Raw genomic sequence first — 3,576 nt, forward strand, 5'->3', positions numbered from 1 at the left:
TTACTTCAACATCCAATGTTTCTCAGGGAAAGTTGATTTATGATCGGATTACCTCAGCCAGTGCCGGCTATGTGAAGAGTTATAATGTGATTGCAGAAGGTAAAGACCCTGTAACTGAGGTTTATAAGGTTAAATTAAATGTTGTTTTAGATGATTTTAAATTAAAGAACGCTGTGAACCAATTTATGGAGGATCCACGGTTTCAGCGTACATTTCAAGAAACCAAATTTGATGAAAGAAAGGTTGTGGTTTTGTATAAGCCCAGGACAGGATTGGATCTTCCATATAACTCAAAAGCAGTACAATCGGTGATGGATTTAATTGAGGACAGATTGTCGGGTAAAGGATTTAGAGTATTTTTGCCGTCCCAGTTAAAGAGGATCAGGGGACGAGCAGCTGAAATGGTTGTGGATGAAGAGACTGCAATAAATATTGCAAGACAGGAAACAGGAGATGCTGTAATTATTGTTAGTTTTGACGCAGGAAAAAGACCAACCAATGATGGGTATTATCTTATCTATGCAACACTTACTCTAAAAGCATATGATTGTACTACAGGTGAGCTTTTTGCAAATGTACAGGATAGGGGCAAGACCATAACCAGAGGCGGAGAATATGGTCTGCAGGATGGGGTCGCAAGAGTAGCTATAAAGATAGGTCCAAGAGTGGTAGATCGTCTGATTGGGAAAATAGTGAGACGTTTTAGCGGTGCCAGAGCCAAATTCGTTATGTTGATACTCAGGAATATAAATATAAATCAGCAAGATAAAGTTGAAGACGTGTTAGAAGAACTGGGTTGGAGATACAGGATTTCAAGACAAACAGGAAGTTACATGGAGGTTGAGATCTTTAATGAAGCTGATCCAACATCAGTAAGACGAATCTTAAGGAGGAGTTTTAAGAAAAAGGCTCTTGGGTTAATTCCAGCAGAAGTCTCTGGGGCAAGGGTCATATTTGAAGGAAGTTATTCTGGTGCAGGAGGAGGGTATTAACCATGAAAAAAAATTGGCTTGCTTTTATATTAATTTTCATTTTTGCCACTGGTTGTGCAACCACTCAAGTGAGCTCAAGGGGTGCATTGGTTAATGTATATCACCCCAATACAGTAAAAGAAGGGCTTGTGTGCTCTTCTGGTGGGGATAGTGGCATTTCTTATATGTATGTAGGAGCGGACACTATTAGTGGAAATGTATCTAAAAAAGACAAATATCTAATAGCCCAATTTGCCAGAGCAGTACTTGGAGAAACAAGGTTTATAAATCCTATTACTGTATCTTCAATGGAAGGTGAATACCCAGATCTCAGCATTAGGGTTGTAAACTTTTATGTTACAACAAAAAGTCAAGGTGGTGTGGTAAAGCGCTACGGTGTATTTCAGGCAAATTTTTCTGTGAGACAAGCTGGAATGCTAGAGTGTTCTACGGCTGATCCAATTTTAATAGAAAAGACTTATGTCCAGCCGGCATACAGAAAGGATAAGCTTCCTTCTGTTTTGAGAATAAAAGAAAAGCTTATTAAAGAGGCTGTTAGACGGGTAGTGAGGCAATTTGTTCCAGTTAAGTCAACAACACTCAGACCAGTTAAAGGTATGAGCGGAATGGCCAAAGGTGCTGCTGATATGATAAATGCGGGAAATTGTATAGGGGCATATGAGGTGTTAAAACCAATTGCTGATAGCCCTGCTTGTAAGGATGTTAATGTTCTTTATAATACAGGAGTGGCACTAGAGTGTATGGCCTGGAATAATGCCAATGATATGAATACCCAGCAACAATATTTAACCAAAGCACTTAAATATTATCGCAGGGCAGCCATGTTGAAACCCGGGGATATGGATATTCAAAAGGCCATGGGAGATGTATCCTATGAATTAAATACTGCATTTTCTGCAGCAAAGAGACAAAAAAAGACCAAAAGATTATTGGAAGAGTTTAAAACTCCTACAGGTTACTAATTTTTTCAACTCAGTAATTTTGAATTGAGAGAGGAGATCATCTATGGCTTTTAGAAAATTATTAATAGTAATTTTGGTTTTCTTCGTAGGTGGATGCGCTACTGGTGGTGTTATGTCAGTAGGTAATGTTGCCAATATTATGGCTGGAGAAGAGGGGGCAAAAAATAAAAACCCCCTCATAGAGGCAGAAATAGACATTACCCTGGCCAACGAGATTGCTGCAATAGTAAAGCTTAACCAATTTATGCTCGAGCGTATGCCAGTGTCTTATGAAGACAACTGGCCTGAAATCCTAAATAGTTATTATCAGACTAGTCATTTAACGGAAGAGGAAAAGAGGAATAGGACAAAATACAATGATTGTCTAAAGAAGTTGTTAAAAAGGGATTTTTCTTTTTATGACTTATATAATGTAGATCTTTACGCTGCAAGTATTTTGTCTATGTCAAAGGGGAATGTATTGTATAGCGCATTAGGAGCATTGGGCTCCAGGATGTTTATAAAAGGGTGTGAGAATTTAGGTATTGAATTTGAGCACGCAAAATCAGTTCTCTCTTATGTCCCATTTGGTTGTAATTGTTATTACTTTAGAAAAAACTTTAATGACGCATCTTATGGCAGTTCGGTTTGCAGGAAAATTAAACACTCTATTTTCTATAAAAAATGTGGCTTTTTTAATAGACCAACTGAATTTATGTTGACAAGGTATCTATATAGACGTGGTGGCATTAAAAATTGGGCAGATCTTCCTGTTGAGATCAGTTGCTTTAGAGCAGTTAAAGGTGAACAACTAGGTACATTTAAAGAGGTATTTTATTCCCTGTTGTCTCCTTCACTCAGGATGCAGATTCAGAGGATAGACGAAGAAACCATGATGCTAAAAGCAGATTTTGAGGCTGTTAAGGCAAAATTGCAGGATAAATCTTTAAGCAAAGGGGAAAAAGCCGCACTTAGAAAACAAAAATCAGATTTAATGAAAAGTTTAAAAATAAAAAAGGCCTTGCAGAAGAAATTGTATAAACAGGCACTCTCTAATCTATATGTAACTAAGGAAAACATAAAAAAAGCTAAGAAGTTAAAAGAAATAGTGGATTATATTGACAGGAGTTTTGCAGAAAATATGTCTGTTATTCTGAACCTTACAGTGAAGATTATTAATGATGCGGCTACAATGAAAAAGATGAACCTTACAAGGGCCTTTGTGACTTATCCCTTTCTTGTTAAAAAGGGTGTATTTTCAAAACAAGACAGAAAATTTTATGAAAGGAGGTATAAAAACATTGCTAAACAATTAATTGCTTTGCCTCTGACTTACTTTGAGGTAGTTGGGTATACCATTGCTCAAGAGTATCAAGTATCAAAGTACAGAAATTATTTAAAAGCCATGATTGAGATGGAAAAAAATTAAAACAATAGGAGGGGTTTTATGAGAAAATTATGTTGTATTTTAACAATTGTAACCCTATTTTTTCTGGGTGCTTGTGGTCCCAAAAAGCCCAAAGGGATCTCTTTAGAAGACAATCCTATGCATCATTATTTAATGGGAATGCAACTTGTAGAGAAACAGGACATAGAAGGTGCAAGAAATCATTTTGATAGGGCAATTTATCTAGACAAAGATT

At 36.8% G+C, this 3,576-nt stretch carries 3 protein-coding genes and 1 pseudogene; all 4 read left to right on the plus strand.

Annotated elements, in window-relative coordinates; genetic code table 11:
- Positions 1–992, plus strand: a 992-nt coding sequence (locus tag ACY2V1_RS06235) for a hypothetical protein (RefSeq protein WP_461833937.1), incomplete at its 5' end; no start/stop codon positions are given.
- Positions 993–994: 2 nt separating this feature from the next.
- The gene (locus tag ACY2V1_RS06240; RefSeq protein WP_461833938.1) at positions 995–1,954 is read left to right on the plus strand and encodes a hypothetical protein; all 960 of its coding nucleotides are present in this window, start codon (positions 995–997) and stop codon (positions 1,952–1,954) included.
- A gap of 43 nt (positions 1,955–1,997) precedes the next feature.
- Entirely contained in the window at positions 1,998–3,362 is a 1,365-nt protein-coding gene (locus ACY2V1_RS06245; protein ID WP_461833939.1) for a hypothetical protein, read from the plus strand.
- Positions 3,363–3,380: 18 nt separating this feature from the next.
- Positions 3,381–3,576, plus strand: a pseudogene (locus ACY2V1_RS06250) (S-layer homology domain-containing protein); the annotation flags it as partial.

This window comes from Desulfothermus sp., assembly GCF_053993635.1.